The 21,909-nt window shown below is 64.7% G+C and carries 21 protein-coding genes; 14 read left to right on the top strand and 7 right to left on the bottom strand.

Annotation, left to right across the window (positions count from 1 at the left end):
* Positions 1–12: 12 nt before the first annotated feature.
* Positions 13–324: a hypothetical protein gene (locus B7X65_RS02230; RefSeq protein WP_293592349.1), complete on the bottom strand. Its 312-nt coding sequence runs from the start codon at positions 322–324 to the stop codon at positions 13–15.
* A gap of 267 nt (positions 325–591) precedes the next feature.
* Here B7X65_RS02230 and B7X65_RS02225 point away from each other — a divergent pair, with 267 nt between their 5' ends.
* The 9 genes from B7X65_RS02225 (at position 592) to B7X65_RS02185 (ending at position 9,761) form a co-directional block, all read left to right on the top strand.
* The gene (locus B7X65_RS02225; protein WP_293592348.1) at positions 592–1,551 is read left to right on the top strand and encodes a histone deacetylase; all 960 of its coding nucleotides are present in this window, start codon (positions 592–594) and stop codon (positions 1,549–1,551) included.
* 107 nt (positions 1,552–1,658) lie between these two features.
* Entirely contained in the window at positions 1,659–2,105 is a 447-nt protein-coding gene (locus B7X65_RS02220; RefSeq protein ID WP_293592347.1) for a thioesterase family protein, read from the top strand.
* Positions 2,106–2,146: 41 nt separating this feature from the next.
* A complete protein-coding gene (locus tag B7X65_RS02215; protein WP_293592451.1) occupies positions 2,147–2,803 on the top strand; it encodes a nitroreductase in 657 nt (218 codons plus the stop codon).
* 212 nt (positions 2,804–3,015) lie between these two features.
* A complete protein-coding gene (locus B7X65_RS02210) occupies positions 3,016–3,360 on the top strand; it encodes an FKBP-type peptidyl-prolyl cis-trans isomerase (RefSeq protein ID WP_293592346.1) in 345 nt (114 codons plus the stop codon).
* Between the two features lie 171 nt (positions 3,361–3,531).
* Positions 3,532–4,719, top strand: a complete 1,188-nt coding sequence (gene pncB / locus B7X65_RS02205; protein WP_293592345.1) for a nicotinate phosphoribosyltransferase — start codon at positions 3,532–3,534, stop codon at positions 4,717–4,719.
* A gap of 61 nt (positions 4,720–4,780) precedes the next feature.
* Positions 4,781–6,190, top strand: a complete 1,410-nt coding sequence (locus tag B7X65_RS02200; protein WP_293592344.1) for a sodium:proton antiporter — start codon at positions 4,781–4,783, stop codon at positions 6,188–6,190.
* Between the two features lie 28 nt (positions 6,191–6,218).
* On the top strand, positions 6,219–7,205 hold the full coding sequence (locus B7X65_RS02195) for a D-glycerate dehydrogenase (protein WP_293592343.1): 987 nt from the start codon (positions 6,219–6,221) through the stop codon (positions 7,203–7,205).
* A gap of 9 nt (positions 7,206–7,214) precedes the next feature.
* Entirely contained in the window at positions 7,215–8,561 is a 1,347-nt protein-coding gene (rmuC, locus tag B7X65_RS02190; protein ID WP_293592342.1) for a DNA recombination protein RmuC, read from the top strand.
* Between the two features lie 18 nt (positions 8,562–8,579).
* Positions 8,580–9,761 carry an MFS transporter gene (locus B7X65_RS02185; protein ID WP_293592341.1) on the top strand — a complete coding sequence of 394 codons (1,182 nt, stop codon included), beginning with the start codon at positions 8,580–8,582 and terminating at the stop codon, positions 9,759–9,761.
* On the opposite strand, the gene B7X65_RS02180 is transcribed toward B7X65_RS02185, so the two are convergent.
* The gene (locus B7X65_RS02180; protein ID WP_293592340.1) at positions 9,739–10,602 is read right to left on the bottom strand and encodes a TIGR00730 family Rossman fold protein; all 864 of its coding nucleotides are present in this window, start codon (positions 10,600–10,602) and stop codon (positions 9,739–9,741) included. The two genes, B7X65_RS02185 and B7X65_RS02180, sit on opposite strands and share 23 nt — an antisense overlap.
* Before the next feature lie 77 nt (positions 10,603–10,679).
* Positions 10,680–11,234, bottom strand: coding sequence for an elongation factor P (gene efp, locus B7X65_RS02175; RefSeq protein ID WP_096667885.1), 555 nt, complete (start codon positions 11,232–11,234; stop codon positions 10,680–10,682).
* A gap of 268 nt (positions 11,235–11,502) precedes the next feature.
* Between efp and B7X65_RS02170 the strand changes: the two genes are divergently transcribed.
* A complete protein-coding gene (locus B7X65_RS02170; RefSeq protein ID WP_293592339.1) occupies positions 11,503–13,224 on the top strand; it encodes a phosphoethanolamine transferase in 1,722 nt (573 codons plus the stop codon).
* Here B7X65_RS02170 and B7X65_RS02165 read toward each other — a convergent pair.
* The 3 genes from B7X65_RS02165 to earP are packed head-to-tail and all read right to left on the bottom strand — an operon-like array spanning position 13,199 to position 16,340.
* On the bottom strand, positions 13,199–14,563 hold the full coding sequence (locus tag B7X65_RS02165; RefSeq protein WP_293592338.1) for a HAMP domain-containing sensor histidine kinase: 1,365 nt from the start codon (positions 14,561–14,563) through the stop codon (positions 13,199–13,201). The two genes, B7X65_RS02170 and B7X65_RS02165, sit on opposite strands and share 26 nt — an antisense overlap.
* Positions 14,560–15,219, bottom strand: coding sequence for a response regulator (locus B7X65_RS02160; protein WP_293592337.1), 660 nt, complete (start codon positions 15,217–15,219; stop codon positions 14,560–14,562). Before B7X65_RS02160 ends, B7X65_RS02165 begins: the two co-directional genes overlap by 4 nt.
* Positions 15,216–16,340 (bottom strand): elongation factor P maturation arginine rhamnosyltransferase EarP, encoded by a 1,125-nt coding sequence (earP, locus tag B7X65_RS02155; protein WP_293592336.1) that lies wholly within the window; start codon positions 16,338–16,340, stop codon positions 15,216–15,218. Before earP ends, B7X65_RS02160 begins: the two co-directional genes overlap by 4 nt.
* A 96-nt stretch (positions 16,341–16,436) precedes the next feature.
* Here earP and uvrC point away from each other — a divergent pair, with 96 nt between their 5' ends.
* The 3 genes from uvrC (at position 16,437) to B7X65_RS02140 (ending at position 19,970) form a co-directional block, all read left to right on the top strand.
* Positions 16,437–18,371 carry an excinuclease ABC subunit UvrC gene (uvrC, locus tag B7X65_RS02150; RefSeq protein WP_293592335.1) on the top strand — a complete coding sequence of 645 codons (1,935 nt, stop codon included), beginning with the start codon at positions 16,437–16,439 and terminating at the stop codon, positions 18,369–18,371.
* A gap of 127 nt (positions 18,372–18,498) precedes the next feature.
* Entirely contained in the window at positions 18,499–19,065 is a 567-nt protein-coding gene (pgsA, locus tag B7X65_RS02145; protein ID WP_293592334.1) for a CDP-diacylglycerol--glycerol-3-phosphate 3-phosphatidyltransferase, read from the top strand.
* Positions 19,062–19,970: a DMT family transporter gene (locus B7X65_RS02140; RefSeq protein WP_293592333.1), complete on the top strand. Its 909-nt coding sequence runs from the start codon at positions 19,062–19,064 to the stop codon at positions 19,968–19,970. Before pgsA ends, B7X65_RS02140 begins: the two co-directional genes overlap by 4 nt.
* A gap of 14 nt (positions 19,971–19,984) precedes the next feature.
* On the opposite strand, the gene B7X65_RS02135 is transcribed toward B7X65_RS02140, so the two are convergent.
* Complete coding sequence (locus tag B7X65_RS02135) at positions 19,985–20,938, bottom strand: LysR family transcriptional regulator (protein WP_293592332.1); 954 nt, start codon at positions 20,936–20,938, stop codon at positions 19,985–19,987.
* A gap of 74 nt (positions 20,939–21,012) precedes the next feature.
* Here B7X65_RS02135 and B7X65_RS02130 point away from each other — a divergent pair, with 74 nt between their 5' ends.
* Positions 21,013–21,891, top strand: coding sequence for an alpha/beta hydrolase (locus B7X65_RS02130; RefSeq protein WP_293592331.1), 879 nt, complete (start codon positions 21,013–21,015; stop codon positions 21,889–21,891).
* Positions 21,892–21,909: the final 18 nt, after the last annotated feature.

Genomic DNA, 21,909 nt, shown 5'->3' with positions numbered 1-21,909 from the left:
CTTTAAAACTTGTTATTTGAAGTTGTTGAAGCCTTCGTGAAGCTCCCTTGCCAGCCTGGATCCCGTTCCCGAACCGGCTTGATGGCCCAGACCTGATGCCAGGCCCTCGGGCAACAGGTCGCGGAACATGCCAGTGACCAGCCGCAGCGTCTCGCCCGCGCGGGCCTCCCCCTGGGCGCTTCCCAGGGCTTTCATGAGTTCGCTTCGCAGGTCCCACATGCGCTGCGCGTCACCTGCGAACCGGATCCGGGTTTTCAGCCCCAGGAATCTGTCGTCACCGCTTTCATCCAGAGCCGCGAGCATGGCTTCGCGCACCTGCTCCATCCTGGCCTCTCGGGCAGGGTTTGGTAGCCGGCGAGCCCGAAGGCCTTCCAGGCGGACCGCCAGGCTGGATGCGAGCCAGGACATTGTTCGTTCCTCGATGTGGTTGAGAGGGGGGTCTCCCGTAAAAGCACCGCCGATGTAGTTGTTTTGTGTAAATATGGTTATTGACTGTAGTTATTTTGTATAACTAGTTCAAGTGCCAGGAACGCCATTTTTCCTAGGAGTTACCCTTGGCGCTCCGGGACTTCTCTTTGTTTTCTGGCTGTCATGCAAGCTTTCTATGCTGATCACTTTGTCCTGCCCTTGCCGGCCGGGCACCGCTTTCCGATGGCCAAATACCAGCGCCTGCGTGATCGCGTGGCCGGCGAGTTGCCGCAGGTGCGCATGGGCGTGGCACCGCGGGCCAGCGACGGCGAGCTGGCGCTGGTGCACGCACCGGCCTACATCCAGGCCGTGGCCGACGGCACGCTGGATGCCGCGGCCATGCGCGAGATCGGCTTCCCCTGGAGCACGGAGATGGTCGAGCGTTCACGCCGGTCGGTGGGTGCCACGGTGGCGGCGGCACGTGCTGCCCTGGGGCTGCAGGGTCGTGCCGAAGGCGTGGCCGCCAACATGGCCGGCGGCACCCACCATGCATCTGCAGGCAAGGGTGGGGGCTTTTGTGTGTTCAACGATGCGGCCGTCGCGGCTCGCCAGATGCAGATGGAGTGGGCACGCAGCCAATACACGCCGCTGCGGGTGGTGATCATCGACCTGGACGTGCACCAGGGCAACGGGACGGCCAGCATTTTCAGAAGCGATCCGGGTGTATTTACGCTGTCGCTGCATGGGCAAAAGAATTTCCCCTTTCGCAAGGAGGCGAGCGACCTCGACGTGGACCTGCCGGACGGCTGCACCGATGCGCCCTACCTGCAGGCGCTGGAACACGCGCTCGACGAGCTGGAACGGCGCTTCGAGCCAGGCCTGGTGATCTATCTGGCTGGCGCCGACCCGTTCGAAGGGGACCGGCTGGGGCGGCTCAAGCTCAGTTATGACGGCCTGGAGGCCAGGGACCGACGCGTGTTTGACTGGGCCTGGCAACGCCGCATTCCGCTGGCCTTCGCCATGGCCGGCGGTTACGGCATCAACATCGACGAGACGGTGCAGGTGCAGATGAATACCTACAGCGTCGCGATCGAGTACTGGAAACGCTGGAAGATGGCCCCCACGGTCGCTCACTGCGTGTAGCTTCCTTCCCCCCAAGGGGGCCGCTGCGCCTGCGGGCTGGCGAAGCCAGACCCGCGGCCCCGACTCGACGGAAGAATGCCGCTGGCCTGCTGGCAAAATAGCTCTCCATGACGTCCCCGACACGCCCCCAGGCCGAACCCCGCAGCGCTTACAAGGTTTTTCGTCCGATCGGCACGCGCTGGTCCGACAACGATGTGTACGGCCATGTCAACAATGTCGTGTACTACAGCTGGTTCGACACCGCGGTCAACGGCTACCTGATCGAGCGCGGCGCCATCGACATCCACGCCGGCGCCGTGATCGGTTTGGTGATCGAGACACAGTGCAATTATTTTGCGCCGCTGTCCTTTCCCGAGCCGGTGCTCGCCGGCATCCGCGTGGCGCATGTCGGCTCGTCCAGCGTGCGCTACGAGGTCGGGCTGTTCCCTGGCCAGGATGGCGCTGCCCTGAGCGCCGCCAGGGGCCATTTCATCCATGTGTACGTGGACCGTCACACCCGCCGGCCCGTGCCCTTGCCGCCCCAACTTCTGACCACCCTGGAGACCCTGAAGTGACCGAACCCCTCAATGCTGTGGATGCAGCCATCCACAGTCGCATGTCCGTGCGCGCCTTCCTGCCTAAAGCCGTGCCCCGCGAAACGCTGGAACAGCTGCTGGCGATCGCCAGCCGCGCGCCCTCGGGCACCAACACCCAGCCGTGGAAGGTGTATGTGCTGCAGGGCGACAGCCGTGACAGTCTGGTCGGCAAGGTCTGCGCCGCGCACGACGCGATCCGAGCCAACCCGGAGCTGGCCGCGCAGTACAAGGAGGAATATGACTACTACCCGGAAAAGTGGGTTTCGCCCTACATCGACCGGCGCCGCGAAAACGGCTGGGGCCTTTACGGCCTGCTGGGCATAGGCAAGGGTGACAAGGACAAGATGCATGCGCAGCACCAGCGCAACTACCGGTTTTTTGACGCACCCGTGGGCCTGATGTTCACGCTGGACCGCGTCATGGGCCGCGGCAGCCTGGTGGACTACGGCATGTTCATGCAGAACATCATGGTGGCTGCGCGCGGCCACGGCCTGCACACCTGTCCGCAGGCGGCCTGGAACGGTTTTGCCAAAATCATCCTGCCGCACATCGGCGCTGGGGGCGACGAAATGCTGGTCTGTGGCATGGCACTGGGTTATGCCGACGAATCCGCGCTGGTCAACACCTTCCGCACGCCGCGCGTCGGTGTGCAGGCCTTCACGACCTGGCTGGATTGAATGGCCCCCACGGTCGCTCACTGCGTGTAGCTCCCTGCCCCCCGAGGGGGCCGCTGCGCCTGCGGACTGGCAGAGCCAGATCCGCGGCCCCTGCTTGTATGGGAAGGCTCCACGCCAGCGTCCTTAACCCGCCTCTGGGTTGCTACTTGCGGGTAAAGTCAGGGGTTGGCGCCAAACAGCGCAGTTTCCATTTTTTTTACAGAAAGAGCCCTATGAACACCACTCCCTCCGGCCTGCAGTATGAAGACACCGTGTTGGGCACAGGCGCGATCGCCAAGGCCGGCCAGAACGTCAAGGTGCATTACACCGGCTGGCTCTACAACGACGGCGTGCAGGGCGCCAAGTTCGACTCCAGCAAGGACCGTGGCCAGCCTTTCGAGTTTTCGCTCGGCGCCGGCCAGGTCATCAAGGGCTGGGATGAAGGCGTGCAGGGCATGTCGGTGGGCGGCACGCGCCGCCTCGTCATTCCGGCCGACCTCGGCTACGGTGCACGCGGCGCGGGTGGTGTGATCCCACCGAACGCCACGCTGCTGTTCGAAGTCGATTTTCTGGGCTGAGTATTCTGTGATTCCTCGCGTCCTGGGCACTTCCAGAAATTCAGTTTTTTGGGATGAAGTGCAAGGCGCGCGGCGCGGAGGATACCGGAATGCACTTGGGTGCATGAGGATTCCGAGCACCGCGCAACGAAGCAATTCGCCCAAAAAATGGATTTATGGAGGTGCCCGACCATGATCATCACCAGCCTGCTGGACACCGATCTCTACAAGTTCACGATGATGCAGGTGGTGCTGCACCAGTTTCCCGGTGCGCAGGTCGAGTACCGCTTCAAGTGCCGCAACGCCGGTGCCACCGGCGTGAGCGATCTCGCGCCCTATGTCAGTGAAATCCGGGAGGAAATCCGCGCCCTGTGCAGCCTGCATTTCCAGGATGCCGAACTCGCCTACCTGCGCGGCATGCGTTTCATCAAAAGCGATTTTGTCGATTTCCTGGGGCTGTTTCACCTCAACGAAAAATACGTCAGCGTCAAGGCCTTGCCCTCGGGCGAAATCGAAGTCGTGATTGAGGGGCCGTGGCTGCACACCATCCTGTTCGAGATCCCGGTGCTGGCCATCATCAACGAGGTCTATTTCCGCAACACGCAAAAGCTCGCCGATGTGATGGAAGGGCGCAAACGGCTCGACGCCAAGATCGGGCTGCTGAAGGGCGAAGGCCTGGCCACCCTGAAGATCGCCGACTACGGGACGCGCCGCCGCTTTGGCCAGGCCTGGCACGAAGAAGTGCTGCGCACCCTGATTGCACGCCTGGGCGCCGGCAGTGCCGGCCAGTTTGCCGGTACCAGCAACGTGCTGTTTGCCATGAAGCTGGGCCTGACGCCGCTGGGCACCATGGCGCACGAGTACCTGCAGGCCTGCCAGGCCCTGGGTCCGCGGTTGCGCGACAGCCAGGTGTTCGGCTTCGAGTCCTGGGCCAAGGAGTACCGCGGCGATCTGGGCATTGCGCTCAGCGATGTGTATGGCATGAGCGCCTTCCTGCGCGACTTCGACCTCTATTTCTGCAAGCTGTTCGACGGCGCGCGTCACGACAGCGGCGACCCGTTTGCCTGGGGCGAGCGCCTGATCGAGCACTACCGCAAGAACCGGGTGGACCCCCGGACCAAAACGCTGATTTTCAGCGATGCGCTGACGGTGCCGCGCACCATTGAGCTCTACCAGCAGTTCAGGGACCGCTGTCAGCTTGCTTTCGGCATAGGCACCAACCTGACCAATGACCTCGGCTACGAACCGCTGCAAATTGTCATCAAGATGGTGCGCTGCAACGGTCAGCCGGTGGCCAAGCTGTCCGACACGCCGTCAAAAAACATGTGTGATGACGAGAAATACCTGGCTTACCTGCGTCAGGTTTTTGACATTGCATGACACGGACAATAAGAGGCAGGAGGCAACTGCCCTGCCTTACATAAAAACGACAGGAGACCTCATGAAAAAATTTCGCTGGATCACGCTCGCGGCCTTGTTGTCCTTTCTGCCTGGCTGGGCCACGGCGGCCGGCTTTGATGGCAGCCAGCTCTCGCCGCTCTGGGGTATTCCGTTTGCGGGGCTGCTGTTGTCGATCGCCTTGATGCCGCTGCTGCTTCCCTCGTTCTGGCACCACCATTTCGGCAAGGTGTCAGCGGCCTGGACCCTGGCGTTTTTCCTGCCGTTTGCCGTGCTGTTCGGCCCGGCACTGGCGGGCACCAGCCTCGTGCACGCGCTGGTTGCCGAATACATTCCCTTCATCATCCTGCTGACGGCGCTGTTCACGGTGGCCGGCGGCATCTTCATACGCGGCAACCTGCATGGCAGCCCCGGGCTCAATGCCGGCCTGCTGCTGATCGGCGCCGTGCTGGCGAGCTTCATGGGAACCACCGGCGCCTCCATGCTGATGATCCGTCCGCTGATCCGCGCCAATGACAACCGCAAACACGCCGCCCACATCGTGGTGTTCTTCATCTTCATCGTCTCCAATGCCGGCGGTTCGCTGACGCCGCTGGGGGATCCGCCGCTGTTTCTGGGCTTCCTCAAAGGCGTCGACTTCTTCTGGACGGTCAAGCACATTTTCCCGGAGACCCTGTTCCTGATCGGCAGCCTGCTGGTGATTTTTTACCTGCTGGACAGCTGGTACTACCGCCGGGAGGGCGTGCAGCCGGTGGACCCGACGCCGGATACCGGCCGCCTGGGTTTCGACGGCGCCTTCAATTTCGCGCTGCTGGCCGGCGTCGCCGGCCTGGTGCTGCTCAGCGGTTTCTGGAAGTCGTCGGTGGTGTTCGATGTTTTCGGCACCGAGGTCGGCCTGCCCGGCCTGGTACGTGACGCCGGCCTGATCGCCATCACCTTGCTGTCGCTGAAGATGACGGCCGACAAGGTGCACGAGGACAACCAGTTTTCCTGGGGCCCCATGGCCGAGGTTGCCAAGCTGTTTGCGGGCATTTTCCTGACCATCATCCCGGTCATTGCGATGCTCAAGGCCGGGACCGCCGGACCCTTTGGCGCGGTAGTGTCGGCTGTCACCCGGCCCGACGGCCAGCCGGACCCGGCCATGTATTTCTGGGCCACCGGCGCGCTGAGTTCCTTCCTCGACAACGCGCCGACCTACCTGGTATTTTTCAACACGGCCGGTGGGGATCCCGCCACCCTGATGACCACGCTGGCGCCGACGCTGGCCGCCATCTCGGCCGGCGCGGTGTTCATGGGCGCCAACACCTATATCGGCAACGCGCCCAACCTGATGGTCAAGGCCATTGCCGAGGACCGTGGCATGAAGATGCCGAGTTTCTTCGGCTACATGGCCTGGTCGGGCGCGGTGCTGATTCCGCTATTCATCGTCATGACCTTCATCTGGTTCCGGTAAATTCCTTTCAACGCATTGAAGAAGTCCCATGAGCAAACCCAACATCCTCGTCGCCCGCGCCGTCTTTCCTGAAGTCATCACGCATCTGCAGCAGCACTTCGAGGTGCATGCCAACCAGGCAGACGAAACCTGGTCCAAAGCCGAGCTGATCGAAAAACTGCGGGGCATGGATGGTGCCTTCACCACCGGTGGCGATCGCATCGACGCCGAGGTGTTGGCGGCCTGTCCGACACTGAAGATCTGCGCCAACATGGCCGTGGGTTACAACAACTTCGACATCGATGCCATGACGGCGGCCGGTGTACTGGCCACCAACGCACCCGATGTGCTGACCGAAACCACCGCCGATTTCGGTTTTGCGCTGCTGATGGCCACGGCCCGACGCATCACCGAGAGCGAACATTACCTGCGGGCCGGCAAGTGGAGCAAGTGGAGCTACGACATGTTTGCCGGCTCCGACATCCACGGCAGCACCCTGGGCGTACTGGGCATGGGCCGCATCGGGCAGGGCATTGCCAGGCGCGGTGCGCACGGCTTCGGCATGAAGGTGATTTACCACAACCGCTCGCGCCTGGACGCTGCGCTGGAAGCCGAGTGCAAGGCGAGTTACGTCAGCAAGGAAGAACTGCTCCGGACCGCCGACCATGTGGTGCTGGTGTTGCCGTATTCGCCCGCCTCGCACCACACGATAGGCGCTGCCGAGCTGGCGCTGATGAAACCGACGGCGACCCTGGTCAACATAGCGCGCGGCGGCATTGTGGACGATGCCGCGCTGGCTGCGGCGCTGCGCGACAGGCGTATAGCCGCGGCGGGCCTCGATGTGTTTGAAGGCGAACCCCAGGTGCATCCCGACCTGTTGACGGTGCCCAACGTCGTGCTGACGCCTCACATTGCCAGTGCCACGGTGCCCACCCGCATGGCCATGGCCATGCTGGCGGCTGACAACCTGATCGGGTTCTTCAAGGAAAAAAGGCCGCTGACGCCCTTGAATCCTGCGGTCCTTGCTGCGAAATAAATAGCACCGATGAACCCCTTGCAAGCCTGGCTGGTCTTCGCAGCGCTGCTGCTTGTCCTGCTCCTTCTGCTCTGGCTGTTGCTGCGCAAGCCGGCCGAGAGTGGCCGCGAAGAGCTGCTCGCCGGCCTGGCCTCCGGCAACGACAAGCTCGAGCGTGAGCTGCGGCGGGAAATCGGCGACAGCTCGCGCGCCAGCCGCCAGGAACTGGCGACGAGTTTTGCCACCTTCCAGCAAACCCTGGTGCAGCAAAGCGCCGAGGCCATCCGCACGCAGAATGCGCAGATCGACGCTTTTTCCCAGCAATTGACGCTGCTGCAGAAAACCCTGTCCGACACGCTGACCACGCAGCTCCAGTCGGTCAGCGAATCGAATGCGCGGCGTATGGGCGAAGTCCGGGAAACGCTGGAGAAACAGCTCGCGCAACTGCAGCAGACCAACTCGGCCAAGCTTGACGAGATGCGCCAGACGGTGGATGAAAAGCTCCAGACCACGCTGGAAACCCGCCTGGGCGAAAGTTTCAAACAGGTCGCCGACCGGCTCGAGCAGGTGCACAAGGGCCTGGGCGAAATGCAGACGCTGGCCCAGGGCGTGGGCGACCTCAAGCATCTGCTGACCAACGTCAAGGCGCGCGGCATTTTTGGCGAGGCCCAGCTCTCGGCGCTGCTCGAGCAGGTGTTCACGGTCGACCAGTACGCCGCGCAAGTCATCACGCGCCGCGGCGGCAAGAACCCGGTGGACTTTGCGATCCGGCTGCCGGGCCGTTCGGACAATGGCGATCCGGTCTGGCTGCCGATCGACGCGAAGTTTCCCAACGAAGACTACGAGCGCCTGCTCGATGCCCAGCAGCGCGCCGACGTGCTTGGCGCCGAAGTGGCGGGCAAGGCGCTGGAAGTGCGCATCCGCATGGAGGCCAGGTCGATCTCGGAAAAATACATCGAGCCGCCGTACACGACGGACTTTGCCATCCTGTTTTTGCCGACCGAGGGCCTGTATGCGGAAGTCCTGCGCCGGCCCGGCCTGATGGAGGTGCTGCAGCGCGAGCACCGCGTCACGCTGGCCGGCCCGACCACCTTGCTGGCGATGCTGAACTCGCTGCAGATGGGCTTTCGGACCCTGGCACTCGAAAAGCGTTCCAGCGAAGTCTGGCAGGTCCTGGGTGCCGTCAAGACCGAATTCGGCAAGTTCGGCGACGTGCTGGCCAAGGTCAAGTCGCAGACTGAAACCGTGCTCAATACGCTGAGCAGTGCGGAGCAGCGTAGCCGGGTCATGGGCAAGGCCCTGCGCAACGTCGAGGCCTTGCCAGAGCTTGACTCGGCGCGGCTGATTCCCATGGACAAGGACCCGGACGAGGGTTGAGCGCCATCCTGGCGACGCATGACACCTGAACTTGCCCGCCTGATCCTGGCCCAGATCTGCCTGCACGCCTGCATGGCCGGCACCCGCATGGCCGCGCCCTTGCTGGCGCTGCGCGAGGGTTACAGCCCGGCCGCGGTCGGCGTGTTGCTGGCCTTGTTTGCCCTGACCCAGGTGTTTCTGGCACTGCCCGCCGGACGTTTTGCCGACCGGCACGGTCTGCGCCGGCCCATGGGGTACAGCGTCGCGGCGGCCGTGCTGGGGGCCGGGGTGGCGGTGGCATTCCCGGTGTTTCCGGTGCTCTGCCTGGCGGCGCTGCTCACCGGCGGGGCCACGGGCGCCGCCGTGATTTCGCTGCAGCGCCACGTCGGCCGGGCCGCGACGGGAGGTTTGCAGTTGCGGCAGGTGTTCAGCTGGCTGTCGATCGGCCCGGCGATTTCCAATTTTGTCGGCCCGTTCTCGGCCGGTCTGCTGATCGACCATGCCGGTGCCATGCCCAACAGCACCTCAGGCTACCGTGCCGCTTTTTTCCTGATGGCGGTGCTGCCGCTGGCCAGCTGGTTTCTGGTGCGCAAGACGCGCGAGCTGCCGCCCGTGATCGCCGCGCACGGCGCCAGGCAGGGCAGCGCCTGGGACCTGCTGCGCGACACCACCTTTCGCCGCCTGATGCTGGTCAACTGGTTTCTGTCTTCCTGCTGGGACGTGCACACCTTTGTCGTGCCGGTGCTGGGCTTTGAACGAGGCATCAGCGCCTCGGTGATCGGTTCCATCCTGGGTGCCTTTGCCGTGGCCGCAGCCGCCATCCGCATGGTGATGCCGCTGGTGGCGGCGCACCTGTGCGAGTGGCGGGTGCTGGCGGTCGCCATGCTGGTGACCGCGGTGCTGTTCGCTGTCTACCCCTTCATGCAGACGGCGCTGGGCATGGGCCTGTGTTCAGTGCTGCTGGGTTTGGCGCTCGGCACGGTGCAACCCATGATCATGAGCATGCTGCACCAGATCACACCCGAGGCCAGGCACGGCGAGGCATTGGGCCTGCGCCTGATGGCGATCAACGCCTCGAGTGTGGTCATGCCCATGCTGTTCGGCACCCTGGGCGCCGTGATCGGCATCGCCGGCGTGTTCTGGGCTACCGGCGCGGTGGTGGGCGCGGGCAGCCGCGCCGCCTGGCTGCTGCGGCCGGCTACAGCTGATAAAAAGTCCTGATCGCGTCCCAAGCCACCTGCGGGTCATCGACGTACTGGAAGAGCTTGAGGTCGTCGGGTGAAATCGCGCCTTCATCGATCATCACGTCGAAGTTGATCAGGCGTTGCCAGTACTCCGAGCCGAACAGGATGATGGGCACCGGTTTGGCCTTGCGCGTCTGCACCAGCGTGATGACCTCGAACAGCTCGTCGAGCGTGCCAAAACCGCCCGGAAACGCCACCAGCGCCTTGGCGCGCATCATGAAGTGCATCTTGCGCAGCGCGAAGTAGTGGAACTTGAAGCTCAGCGACGGCGTCACGTAGGGGTTGGAGTTCTGCTCGTGCGGCAGCGCGATGTTCAGGCCCACCGTCGGCACGCCCATTTCCTGCGCGCCCCGGTTGGCCGCTTCCATGATGCCGGGACCGCCCCCGGTGCAGATGAACAGCTGCTCTTCGGGTGACCGGGTTTTGCTGTGGGCGCCGACCAGGCGCGAGAACAGGCGGGCCTGGTCGTAGTAGGCGGCGTTGCGCACCTGCCGTTCGGCCAGTGCCAGGGCCTGCGCGTCACCGGAGGCGTGGGCGAGTTTGAGTGCCTGCTCGGCCTGTTCCGGCGCCGGGAAACGCGCACTGCCAAATACCACGATGGTGTTTTCAATGCCCTGGGCCTGTTGCTCCATGTCCGGCTTGAGCATCTCCAGCTGGAAACGGATGCCGCGGGTCTCGCGCCGCAGCAGGAACTCGGGGTCGGCGAAGGCCAGCCGGTAGGCATTGGCCTCCAGCGGGATGCCCCTGTCGGAGTGGGCCTGCAGTTCCGCCCATGCGTCTGCAAGTCGGCTGCCGGATAAGTCGTCTGTTTGTTCCATACGTCGCTCTGAAAGTTTTCGGGATGCAAAAAGGCTCCGTCAGGAGCCTTTTTTCCAGGATGCCGGGAAGGGGCAGGTCAGACGCGTTTGCGGTATTCGCCGGTACGCGTGTCGATTTCAACCACATCGCCTTGCGCCACAAAAATCGGCACGCCGATTTCAAAGCCGGTGGCCAGTTTGGCCGGCTTGAGCACTTTGCCGGACGTGTCGCCCTTGACGGCAGGCTCGGTCCAGGTGATTTCGCGGTTGACGCTGGTGGGGAGTTCGACCGAGATGGCCTTGCCGTCGTAAAACACGACTTCGAGTTCCATGCCGTCCTGCAGGTAGTTCAGCGAGTCGCCCATGTTTTCGGCTTCGACTTCGTATTGGTTGTAGTCGGCGTCCATGCAGATGTACATCGGGTCGGCGAAGTAGGAGTAGGTGCAGTCCTTCTTGTCCAGGATGACCTGGTCGATCTTGTCGTCGGCCTTGAACACCTGCTCGGTGTTGAAGTTGGCGATCAGGCTTTTGAGCTTCATGCGCACGGTGGCCGAGTTGCGGCCGCCGCGGCTGTATTCGGTCTTGAGGACGACCATGGGGTCCTTGCCGTGCATGATGACATTGCCAGCGCGTATTTCTTGAGCGATTTTCATAACAGTTTCTAGTAAAGTGTTGGCCGCCAAATGCGTCTGGGGTGATGCGGGTCTGCGGCGGGAGTGCGGCATCGGCCCGATGCCGGGCCATGCAAAGCCCTGTATTTTAACGTTTTTTTCCGGCAGCCACCCAAAAGCGCCGCGGCCGTTCCGGGCCGCCCCTGCCGTGCAGCAGCTGGTTTAAGGGCGGGTTAAGGGTCAAGGCTGCAAGCTCCAGGCTTCCCTGACTCCAGGGTGCCCGCCGCCCGGTCACCCACCAACCCCGATGATGACCGTTTCTTCCACCGGCGCCCTGGTGCCGGCCTCCGCCTTGCCCCGCAAATCGTGGTTGCAGCGACCGTCCCTGCAGGTCGAAACGCTGGTGTTGCTGTGCGTCGGCTTTCTGCTGCTCAGCGGCAACGGGCCGTTCTGGCGCGCCGCGCTGGCCGGCCGGGGCTGGGAACTGCTTGCGACCTGGGGTTTTGCAACTGCCCTGTTTACTGCCTTTTCGGCGTTCTACTTCGCCTTCCTGGCACTGCTCGCGACACGCCTGACCGTCAGGCCGCTGCTGAGTCTGCTGGTGCTGTGCACGGCTTTCGCCGCGTGGTACATGGACCATTACGCCATCTACATGGACCGCGCGATGCTGCGCAATGTGCTGGCCACCAATGTCAACGAAGCCAGGGAACTGCTGGTCTGGGGCATGGTACCGCGCGTTGTGCTGCTGGGCGCGCTGCCGGCGGCGCTGGTCTGGTGGCCGCAGTTGAAGCGGCGCAGCCTGGGCCGCGCGCTGGTCGTCCGCCTGGGCTGGATTGCGGCCGCGCTGGCGGTGGGCGCGGCCAGCCTGCTGCTGGTGTTTGCCGACTTTGCCTCGCTGATGCGCAACCACAAGGAGGTGCGTTATCTGCTGACCCCGGGCAATGTGGTGGCCGCCCTGGCCGGCAATGCGCTGGGCGGCGTGCAGCGGCCGTCGCAGCCCAAACTGCCGGTCGGCGAGGATGCCCGGCTGGGCGCCAGCTGGAGCGGCCGGCCCCGGCCGGTGATGTTCGTGCTGATCGTTGGCGAGACGGCGCGCGCGCAGAATTTCTCGCTCAACGGTTATGCGCGCCAGACCAACCCCTTGCTGGCCCGGCAGGACGTGATCAGCTTCCCGCATGCGACCGCCTGCGGCACCTCGACCGAAGTGTCATTGCCCTGCATGTTTTCCCCTTACGGCCGGATTCATTACGACGAGGGGAAGATACGGTCCCATGAGTCGGTGCTGCATGTGCTGGCCCGCGCCGGTTTCAAGGTGCTCTGGCGCGACAACCAGTCGGGCTGCAAGGGCGTTTGCGAGGGACTGCCCGCCGAGCAACTGGACCATGCGAAGGTGGAGGCCCTCTGCGCCGAAGGGCAATGCCTGGACGAGGTGCTGCTGCAGGGCATGGAAGGCATTGCGCGCGACACCCAGGGCAACCTGCTGGTCGTCATGCACCAGCTCGGCAGTCACGGGCCGGCTTACTTCAAGCGTTATCCGGCGGTGTTCAGGCAGTTTGCCCCGGCTTGCCAGAACGAGGACCTGAGCGCCTGCACGGCCGCGGAAATTGTCAATGCCTATGACAACTCGCTGCTCTACACCGACTTCTTTGTTTCCAGGGTGATTGATTTCCTCGCGGGTGCGCAGCAGCATTACGACACGGCCATGGTGTATGTGTCGGATCACGGCGAGTCGCTGGGGGACGGCGGCCTGTACCTGCATGGCATGCCTTACCCGATCGCGCCCGAGGTCCAGAAACGCGTGCCGCTGGTGATGTGGCTGTCACCCGGGTTTCGTCAAAGCTTCAACATCGACCAGGAATGCCTGCGCAAGAATGCGGGCGCCGAGGTCGGCCACGACAACCTGTTTCACTCCCTGCTGGGTGTGCTCGATGTCCAGACGCTGTCCTATGACAAGTCGCTGGACCTGTTTGCGCCGTGTCGCCCGGTGCCGGCACCGGTGGTGGCCGTCAACGGGCTGGAAAGCGCACACTGACCCGCAAGCCGGTGCCGCCGGGCGCTTCGTCCAGCGTGATGTCGGTGCCGTGGCGCTCGGCCACCGCCCTGGCAATGGCCAGTCCGAGGCCGCTGCCATGCGTCGCATGGCCGTCGGCACTGACGTTGCTGCCGCGGTAGAAGCGGTCGAACACCCGCTCCCGTTCCGCGGCGCTGATGCCGGGGCCGCTGTCGGTCACGCTCAGGCTGGGCCGGCCGTTGTCGACCTGCGCAGCCACGTCGATGCGACCGCCTGCGGGCGTGTGGCGCAGTGCGTTGTCGACCAGGTTGTTCAGCAGGATGGCCAGCTGCTGCACATCGGCGTGGACGGTTGGCGAACCCTCGGTCACGGCGCCCAGGTCGATTTTCCTGTCGTCGGCGCGCGCGCTGAAACGCCCCACGGTGGCCCGGGCCAGTTCTGCCAGATCCACCGGCTCCCGGCGCAGGGCCGGCGTCTCGGGCGCCAGCCGCGACAACTGCAGCAACTGCTCGACCAGATGCTGGGCCCGGTCGATGCCGGCGCGCAGTTGCACCAGTGCCGCCTCGCGCTGGGCCTCGTCGCTGGCGCGCTCAAGTAACTGCAGTTGCAGCCGCAGCGCCGTGATCGGCGTACGCAGTTCGTGGGCGGCGTCGGCCAGGAACAGCCTTTGCAGCGACAGCGCACCACCCAGCCGGGCCATCAGGTCGTTGATCGCCCCTATCAGCAGGTGCAATTCCGGCGGGTGGGCCGACAGTGCGATGGGGTGCAAGGCTTCGACGCTGCGCGTCGTGACCTCGCTGGCCGCCAGCGCCAGCGGCGACAGGCCGCGGCGCAGCGCCAGCGTCAGCAGGATCGCCAGCAGAGCCAGCATCAGCAGCGCCGGCAGGATCAGCTTGGTGGTGGTTTCCTTGGCCAGTGCCTCGCGTTCGCTGTCGCGCTGGGCGGCCTGGACAATGCCGTCGTCGAGCACGATGGTGTAAAGATGCCATTTCTCATGGCCGATGCTGACCACGCTCAACCCGCTGCGCGAGAGGAAGGGCAGCGCCGCAGAGGGGTCGGATGCGTGCAGCAAGGTGCCGCTGCGTGTCCAGGCCGCGGTGACGAACTCGAATTTGCCGTACTCCTCATAGACCCGGGGCAACTGCTCCGCCAGGCTCGGGCTGCGCGCCATGCCGTAGGTGCCATGGTGGTTGGCCACCGCCAGCGCGACCTGCTTGAGGTTGTCCTCAAAAACTTCTCCCATCTCGTGCGTCAACGTCCAGTAGGCACTGCCTATCAGCAAGCTCGCGCCTACCACCAGCGCACCCATGGCCCAGACCAGGACGCGGCGCTGGATGGATTGAACCGGTCGGGTCATCATGGCGCCACCACCTTGTACCCGACACCGCGCACATTGCGGATGGTGTCGGCGCCGAGTTTGCGGCGCAGTTTGTGCAGGTAGACCTCGACCGCGTTGCTGCCGATTTCCTCGGCCCAGCCGTAGATGGAGTCTTCCAGCTGGGCCCGCGACAACACGGCGCCGGGGCGCTGCATCAGGGTCTCCAGCAGCGCGAATTCGCGGGCGGACAGGTTCACGTTTTCACCTTTCAGGCTGACTTGTTTGCGGACAGGGTCGAGTATCAGCTCGCCGCATTGCAGCAGCGGGGAGCCGCCGCCGGCATGGCGGCGCAGCAGCGCACGTATGCGCGCGATCAGTTCGTCCAGGTCGAAGGGCTTGAGCACGTAGTCGTCGGCGCCCGCATTGAGCCCGGCGATGCGGTCGGACACGGCGTCGCGCGCCGTCACGACCAACACCGGCACGGCGTTGCCGCGCGTGCGCAGGCCCTTGAGCACCGCCATGCCGTCCTGGCCCGGCAGGCCGAGGTCCAGCACGGCCAGGTCGTAAACCCCGTTGGCCAGCGCGCGCTCGGCCGCGTGGCCCTCCATGACCCAGTCCACACTGAACCCGGCGTCGGCCAGGCCCTGGCGCATGGCCCGGCCAATCATGGTGTCGTCTTCCACCAGCAGCAGCCTCATGGCGTCGCCCCCTGTTTCTGCATGACAAAGGCCAGCAACTGGGTGACCAGGTCGGGTTGCTGCTGCAGGCGCTGCCGGGCCGCGCGGGCGCAGCCGGTCCACAGCGGCAGCTCGGGTTCCGGCAATTGGCCCTGCAGGCCGTTCCACACTTCATGAAAACGCCGCAGCGAGGGCGGCGCCTGCAGCATGTCGAGAAAGGCTTGCAGCTTGGCCTGGTGGGCCTGGTCGGCCTGGGGATAAATCTGCCAGACAAAGGCCTGGCCGGCCCAGAGCGCGCGCACCACCGAATCTTCGCCGCGTACAAAGTTCAGGTCACAGGCCCAGAGCAGGTGATCGAAGTCGTCCTGGCGCAGCCAGGGCAGGTATGAAATTGATAGCGGCTCGCGCCCGTCCTTGTTGGGCTGTGGCCACTTTTTATCTTGAACGGCGGCCTGCACGGCGGCTGTGGCGCGGCCCGCGGTCACGAGCAGGTGCACCGGCGTGGCGGTCGTGCCCGCCTGCACCAGGTGGTCCAGCAGCTGCGCCAGGGCAGGGGGCTCATAACAAAACAGCGACACCAGCACCTCGCCGTTCCACGCCATGCCGCGCCCGGCCAGCCAGGCTTTGCGGTCAAAGGCCGCCTGGCGCGCCGCCAGCGCGGACTCGCGCAGCAGCCCACCGGTGGCGGCGCTGAAACCGGGGTAGAAAAACCATTTGGTCCAGCCGGCGGCCGGGCCGCGCTGCACCGGTGAGGGCAGGGCATGGCAGCGCTCCACCCAGGGCTCGGCGGACAGGTATTCGAGGTTGATCCATACAGGTTTCAGGCCTGTAGCCCTTTCCCTGTCTGCGCAGGCAGCTATGAATTCAGGAGCTATTTCGCAGCCGAAGGCCTCCACCAGCACCTCGCAGGGGGCGGCTTCCAGGCGCAGGATGTTCATGCCCAGCGGTTCCAGCCAGGGCAGGACGGTGACGCCGTCGCAGCCTTCGGGTGCCATCCAGTGCAGGGCGGATGCATCGTCCACCCACAGCCGCACGCGCTGCCCGCGCGCCGCAAGTTGCGCGCAGAGCCGCCAGCAGACGCCGATGTCACCGTGGTTGTCGATGACTTTGCAAAAAATGTCCCATTGCGGGCGATGATCCATATCGGGATTGTCCACAATACGGGGGCTGCCAGCCAGAAATGCCGATACTTCTTCCGCATGACGGCCCACGCCGGCCAAACACGCGCACCCACCACCATGACCCCATCGCACGAATTTGATCCCCAGCTGCTCAGTGAAGTGGCGGCGCTGCCGGCCATGCCCGGCGTCTACCGCTACTTCGATGCGGAGGGTGCGGTGCTGTATGTCGGCAAGGCGCGCGACCTGAAGAAACGGGTCTCCACCTACTTCCAGAAAAACCACGGCGGCACGCGTATCGGCCACATGGTGACCAAGATCGTCCGCATGGAAACCACCGTGGTGCGCTCCGAAGCCGAGGCGCTGCTGCTTGAAAACAACCTGATCAAGACGCTGAACCCGAAGTACAACATCCTGTTCCGCGACGACAAGAGTTACCCCTACCTCAAGCTCGCGTCGCACGACTTTCCGCGCGTGGCCTACTACCGCGGCGCGGTGGAGAAGAAACACCGCTACTTCGGGCCTTACCCCAGCGCCTGGGCGGTCAAGGAAACCATTTTGCTGCTGCAGAAGGTATTCAAGCTGCGCACCTGCGAAGACACGGTGTTCAACAACCGAACCCGGCCCTGCCTGCTGTACCAGATCAAGCGCTGCTCCGCACCCTGCGTGGGCCACGTATCGCCCGAGCAGTACGCGCTGGACGTGGCCAACGCCGAGCGTTTCCTGCAGGGCCAGGCCGGGGACATCCTGACCGAGCTGGAAAAGCAGATGCGGAGCCGCGCCGAAAAGCTGGAGTTCGAGCAGGCGGCCGAACTGCGCAACCAGATCTCGGCTCTGTCCAAGGTGCTGCACCAGCAGTCCATGGAAATCGGTGGCGACAAGGACGTGGACATCCTGGCGGTCAAGGTGCTGGGCGGCAAGGCCTGTGTGAACCTGGCCATGGTGCGCGGCGGCCGTCACCTCGGCGACCGGCCGTATTTCCCCACCCATGTCGAACACGCGGCCGACCTGGCCGGGCTCGAGGAGGACGATGTGGACGGCGGCGCGGCAGGCGGTGAGGGCGCTCAGGGCGTCTTGCCCGGCAAGGTCAAAAAACTCGAAGCCCTGGTGCTGGAAGCCTTCATCGCCCAGCACTATGTGGACGTGCCGGTGCCGCCGGTGCTGGTTTGCAGCGAACCGGTGGACAAGGAACTGATCGCCGCGCTGATCATGCAGACCGGCAACAAGGTCACGGCCATCCACCAGCCGCGCGAGCAGCGCCGCATCTGGCTCGAGATGGCGCAGACCAATGCCGACCTGCAACTGGCCCGGCTGCTGGCCGAGCAGGGCTCGCAGCAGGCGCGCACGCGCGCGCTGGCCGAGGCGCTGGACCTGCCGCTCGACAAGCTCGATGTGCTGCGCATCGAGTGTTTCGACATTTCGCACACGGCCGGTGAATCGACCCAGGCATCGTGTGTGGTGTTCCATGGCCACAAGATGCAAAGTGCCGAATACCGCCGCTACAACATCGAGGGCATCACGCCGGGCGACGACTACGCCGCCATGCGCCAGGTGCTGATGCGCCGCTACAGCAAGCTCGCCGAAGCGGCGCGCAACAACACGGCCCGGCTGCCGGACCTGGTGCTGATCGACGGCGGCAAGGGCCAGGTGTCGATGGCGCGCGAGGTGTTTGAGGAGCTTGGCCTGGACCTCGGGCTGATCGCCGGCGTCGAGAAAGGCGAGGGGCGCAAGGTTGGGCTCGAGGAGCTGGTTTTTGCCGACGGCCGCGAGAAGGTCTATCTGGGTCGCGACTCGGCGGCACTGATGCTGATTGCCCAGATCCGCGACGAGGCCCATCGTTTTGCCATCACCGGCATGCGCGCCAGACGCGCCAAGGTGCGCGTGGGTGCCAGCCGCCTCGAAGACATCGCCGGCATTGGCCCCAAAAAGCGCGCCAACCTGCTGCAGCGTTTCGGCGGCATACGCGGCGTGAGTTCGGCCAGCGCCGAGGACATTGCCACGGTGGAGGGCATTTCCCGCGAGCTCGCCGAAGAAATCTACCGCGCGCTGCACTGAACCCGGATCGTGGCCTGAGACGTATTTGCGCCACGAAGCGGTGTGAAAGTGGGGCAAAGCGGCGGTATTTGCCGGGTGCTGATGGCCCGCCCGTTCGGTCCGGCGCCGCGCATGTCAAAATCAGGCCATGTTTCTGACCATACCCACCGTGATGACCTGGACGCGCATCGTGGCGATTCCGCTGATCGTGGGCATTTTCTATCTCGACATGACGCCGGCCAGCCAGAACCTGATTGCCACCGTCATGTTCGTGGTGTTTGCGGCCACCGACTGGCTCGACGGTTTTCTGGCACGCAAACTCAACCAGACCTCGTCCTTTGGCGCCTTTCTCGATCCGGTGGCCGACAAATTCCTCGTGTGTGCCGCATTGCTGGTGCTGGTGCATCTGCGGCGTGCCGATGTGTTTGTGGCGCTCATCATCATCGGGCGCGAGATCGCCATTTCCGCCCTGCGCGAATGGATGGCACTGATAGGCGCGACCAAAAGCGTGGCGGTGCACATGCTCGGCAAGATCAAGACCACGGTGCAGATGATCGCGATTCCCTTCCTGCTGTTTGACGGCATCCTGTTCGGCGTCATCAACACCAACGTCTGGGGCACCTGGCTGATCTGGCTGTCCGCCATCCTGACGGTCTGGTCCATGGCCTACTACCTGAAAAAAGCCATTCCCGAAATCCGCGCGCGCGCCAAATGAGTTCGCCCGGCTCGAACAGCGCCTTGATCCGGGCCATGCCGGCCGTGTTTGTGCTGATCTGGAGCACCGGCTTCATCGTCGCCAAATACGGCCTGCCTTATGCGCCGCCCCTGACCTTTCTGGCCATCCGTTACGTGTTGTCGCTGGCCTGCTTCCTGGTCTGGATCGCCATCGCCCGTGTGGCCTGGCCCGGCAGCCGCTCGCAGTGGCTGCATCTCGGTGTCACCGGCATCCTGATTCATGCAGGTTACCTCGGCGGTGTCTGGTCGGCCGTCAAGGGCGGCATGGGTTCGGGCCTGTCGGCACTGATCGTCGGCCTGCAGCCGGTGTTGACGGCGGTGTGGGTCTCGCGCATGGGCGATGCCAGCCAGAGCGGCAACCGTGTCAGCGCCCGCCAGTGGCTGGGCCTGGTGCTCGGGCTGGCCGGTCTGCTGCTGGTGGTCTCGCGCAAGTTTGGCGCGGGCAACGAGGCCACCACCTACACCCTGGCTTGCGCTGTTTTTGCGCTGCTCAGCATCACCATCGGCACGCTGTACCAGAAGCGTTTTGTCCAGGCGGCCGATGTGCGCAGCGCCAACGCCATCCAGCTCGGCGCGGCGCTGCTGGTGACACTGCCTTTCGCCTGGTTCGAGGCAGAGCCTGTGCGCTTGACCTCGGAGTTCATGGGGGCGCTGGCCTGGTCGGTGCTTGCGCTCACGCTGGGCGGCAGCTCGCTGCTCTACATGCTGATCCAGCGCGGCGCGGCCACGGCCGTGACCAGCCTGCTGTACCTGGTGCCGCCCACCACCGCGCTGATGGCCTGGTTGCTGTTCGGCGAGTCCATCACCGTGGTCACGGTGCTGGGGACGGCGCTGACGGCGCTCGGGGTCTGGCTGGTGGTGCGCAACGGGACCCGGGCCGCCTGAGAGGCTGAGAGTTTTCAGGCGGGCAGGCGCCAGGGCTCGTGCCGGAATTTTTCCGCCAGGAAGTCAATCAGCAAACGCACCCGCTTCGGTGTCTGCGGGCGGAAGGGCGCCAGCCACTGAATGTCGGCGTCCAGCATCGCGAACTGCGGCAACAGCCGTACCAGCTTGCCCGAGTCGAGCTGGGCCTGCACGTCCCACAGGCTGCGGAGCATCACGCCGCGCCCCTGCAAACACCAGTCGCGCACCAGCTCGCCCGAGTTGGAGGACAAGGTACCCTGCACGCGAACCCGCTGATCGGCGGGGGCCTGCGCTGCAGCACCGGATTTTTTGCGTGAGCCGCGCACGGCCTGCAGGTGCCAGATGTCGAACTGACGATCGTTCTCGCGCGCGATCAGGCAGTTGTGCTGCGCCAGTTCCGCCGGCGTGGCGGGTTTGCCGTGCTGGCGGACATAGGCCGGGGCGGCCACGACCACGCGCTGGTTGCTGGCCAGCTTGCGTGCCGTCCACTCGCTCGCGCGTTGCGGCCGGGGTGACCAGAGCCAGACGGCACCGTCAAAACCTTGGGCGGCCAGGTCGGGCAGTTGTTCATAAAGCTGCAGCTGGATCTGGATGGCCGGGTGCCTGGCCTGGAATTCGGCCAGCACCGGCCCCAGCCAGATGCGGCCGAAGCCGAAGGTCGCCGCCAGGCGGATCAGCCCCGAGGCTTCCGACTTGCGTTCCTGCAGGGACTGCTCCAGCGCATCGAACTGGTCCAGCATCAGGCGCGCACGTTCGCAGAGCAACTCGCCTTCGAGGGTGGGGGCCACCCGGCGAGTGGTGCGCTGAAACAGCAGCAGGCCGAGCTCGGCCTCCAGTTGGGCCAGGCGTTTGGTCACGGCGGAGGGCGCCATCTGCAGCGCCTCGGCTGTGGCCACGAGGCTGCCGTGCTGTTGAATCGCCACCACCAGGGCCAGGTCGGCACGTTCCATAATTTCCATTTTGAGAATAATCAATTCTTGGATTATTTCTTGATTCAAGGTGGTCTGGCAATCACAATCGCTGCATGTTTGAAGCATTCGAGACCTTCGAAACCAGCCGCGGGGCGGTCGCCCTGCATGGCCGCAAGGGCGGGCTGGGCGCGCCGCTGTTGCTGCTGCATGGCCACCCGCAAACCCACGTGATGTGGCACGCGGTGGCCCCCGCGCTGGCCAGGCACTTCACCGTGGTCATGATGGACCTGCGCGGTTATGGCGATTCCGGCCGGCCCGCAGCGGATCCCGGGCACCTGGCTTATTCGAAGCGCGAAATGGCGCGGGACGCGCTGGCGGTGATGCAGCACCACGGGTTCGACACTTTCCAGGTGCTGGCCCACGACCGCGGTGCGCGCGTGGCGCACCGGCTGGCCGCCGACCACCCCGCGGCCGTGCAGCGCCTGATGCTGCTCGACATCGCGCCCACGCTGGCCATGTACGAGAACACCTCGGATGCGTTTGCGCGCGCCTACTGGCACTGGTTCTTCCTGATCCAGCCGCCGCCCCTGCCCGAAGCCCTGATTGAATCCGGCCCGGTGCGTTACCTGCGCAGCGTGATGGGCAAGCGCCATGCCGGCCTGGCCGCTTTTGCGCCGGCCGCGCTGGCCGAGTACGAGCGCTGCATCCAGATTCCCGGCACGGCCGAGAGCATTTGCGCGGACTACCGCGCGTCTGCCACGGTGGATCTGGCCCATGACCGTGCCGATGTGGCCGCGGCAAAGCGGCTGACGCAGCCGCTGCATGTCCTCTGGGGCGAGCATGGCGCGGTGGGCCAGTGTTTCGACGTGATGCGCCTCTGGCGCGATCGCGCCGCTGACGTCTCGGGCCTGAGCCTGCCCTGTGGGCATTACATTGCGGAAGAGGCGCCGGCATTGCTGCTGGCGCAAGCCCAGAATTTTTTCAAACCCTGAACTCCAAGGAAAACAAAC

Origin of the sequence: Polaromonas sp. 39-63-25, from assembly GCF_002278925.1 — a bacterium.
Taxonomy (GTDB): domain Bacteria; phylum Pseudomonadota; class Gammaproteobacteria; order Burkholderiales; family Burkholderiaceae_C; genus Polaromonas.
The sequence above is the reverse complement of the archived record's forward strand: the minus strand, read 5'-3'. Positions and strand labels throughout refer to the sequence as shown.

What these genes read in the sequence shown, in the direction of transcription:
- uvrC (WP_293592335.1), top strand. Translation starts at nt 16,437, where the DNA reads ATGACCCCATCGCACGAATTTGATCCCCAGCTGCTCAGTGAAGTGGCG.
- B7X65_RS02180 (WP_293592340.1), bottom strand. Translation starts at nt 10,602, where the DNA reads ATGGAACAAACAGACGACTTATCCGGCAGCCGACTTGCAGACGCATGG.
- pgsA (WP_293592334.1), top strand. Translation starts at nt 18,499, where the DNA reads ATGTTTCTGACCATACCCACCGTGATGACCTGGACGCGCATCGTGGCG.
- B7X65_RS02195 (WP_293592343.1), top strand. Translation starts at nt 6,219, where the DNA reads ATGAGCAAACCCAACATCCTCGTCGCCCGCGCCGTCTTTCCTGAAGTC.
- B7X65_RS02135 (WP_293592332.1), bottom strand. Translation starts at nt 20,938, where the DNA reads ATGGAACGTGCCGACCTGGCCCTGGTGGTGGCGATTCAACAGCACGGC.
- B7X65_RS02165 (WP_293592338.1), bottom strand. Translation starts at nt 14,563, where the DNA reads ATGATGACCCGACCGGTTCAATCCATCCAGCGCCGCGTCCTGGTCTGG.
- B7X65_RS02200 (WP_293592344.1), top strand. Translation starts at nt 4,781, where the DNA reads ATGAAAAAATTTCGCTGGATCACGCTCGCGGCCTTGTTGTCCTTTCTG.
- B7X65_RS02185 (WP_293592341.1), top strand. Translation starts at nt 8,580, where the DNA reads ATGACACCTGAACTTGCCCGCCTGATCCTGGCCCAGATCTGCCTGCAC.
- B7X65_RS02130 (WP_293592331.1), top strand. Translation starts at nt 21,013, where the DNA reads ATGTTTGAAGCATTCGAGACCTTCGAAACCAGCCGCGGGGCGGTCGCC.
- earP (WP_293592336.1), bottom strand. Translation starts at nt 16,340, where the DNA reads ATGGATCATCGCCCGCAATGGGACATTTTTTGCAAAGTCATCGACAAC.
- efp (WP_096667885.1), bottom strand. Translation starts at nt 11,234, where the DNA reads ATGAAAATCGCTCAAGAAATACGCGCTGGCAATGTCATCATGCACGGC.
- rmuC (WP_293592342.1), top strand. Translation starts at nt 7,215, where the DNA reads ATGAACCCCTTGCAAGCCTGGCTGGTCTTCGCAGCGCTGCTGCTTGTC.
- B7X65_RS02220 (WP_293592347.1), top strand. Translation starts at nt 1,659, where the DNA reads ATGACGTCCCCGACACGCCCCCAGGCCGAACCCCGCAGCGCTTACAAG.
- B7X65_RS02170 (WP_293592339.1), top strand. Translation starts at nt 11,503, where the DNA reads ATGACCGTTTCTTCCACCGGCGCCCTGGTGCCGGCCTCCGCCTTGCCC.
- B7X65_RS02160 (WP_293592337.1), bottom strand. Translation starts at nt 15,219, where the DNA reads ATGAGGCTGCTGCTGGTGGAAGACGACACCATGATTGGCCGGGCCATG.
- pncB (WP_293592345.1), top strand. Translation starts at nt 3,532, where the DNA reads ATGATCATCACCAGCCTGCTGGACACCGATCTCTACAAGTTCACGATG.
- B7X65_RS02225 (WP_293592348.1), top strand. Translation starts at nt 592, where the DNA reads ATGCAAGCTTTCTATGCTGATCACTTTGTCCTGCCCTTGCCGGCCGGG.
- B7X65_RS02230 (WP_293592349.1), bottom strand. Translation starts at nt 324, where the DNA reads ATGGAGCAGGTGCGCGAAGCCATGCTCGCGGCTCTGGATGAAAGCGGT.
- B7X65_RS02215 (WP_293592451.1), top strand. Translation starts at nt 2,147, where the DNA reads ATGTCCGTGCGCGCCTTCCTGCCTAAAGCCGTGCCCCGCGAAACGCTG.
- B7X65_RS02140 (WP_293592333.1), top strand. Translation starts at nt 19,062, where the DNA reads ATGAGTTCGCCCGGCTCGAACAGCGCCTTGATCCGGGCCATGCCGGCC.
- B7X65_RS02210 (WP_293592346.1), top strand. Translation starts at nt 3,016, where the DNA reads ATGAACACCACTCCCTCCGGCCTGCAGTATGAAGACACCGTGTTGGGC.